1 protein-coding gene is annotated in these 215 nt (G+C 59.1%); it reads left to right on the plus strand.

The features are described from left to right. The coding region (locus G5A07_RS22060) for a Tn3 family transposase (protein WP_191864053.1) at window positions 1–215 on the plus strand (215 nt) is incomplete at both ends.

The following is a 215-nucleotide window of genomic DNA, read 5'->3' on the forward strand; positions in this document are numbered from 1 at the left end:
GGTTTTTTGAACGCATTCCGTGACCTGCGCTCAGGCAAGGAGCACGACAACCCCAGCACGGTACTCGCCGCAATTCTGGCTGATGGCACCAACCTCGGGCTGGAGCGGATGGCCAATGCCAGCGAAGGCGTCAGCTATGCCCAACTCGCATGGACCCACAACTGGTATCTTTCACCCGAGAACTATCAGGCCGCGCTGGCCATGATCATCTCAGC

This window comes from Stenotrophomonas sp. AS012628, assembly GCF_010608305.1.
GTDB lineage: Bacteria > Pseudomonadota > Gammaproteobacteria > Xanthomonadales > Xanthomonadaceae > Stenotrophomonas > Stenotrophomonas geniculata.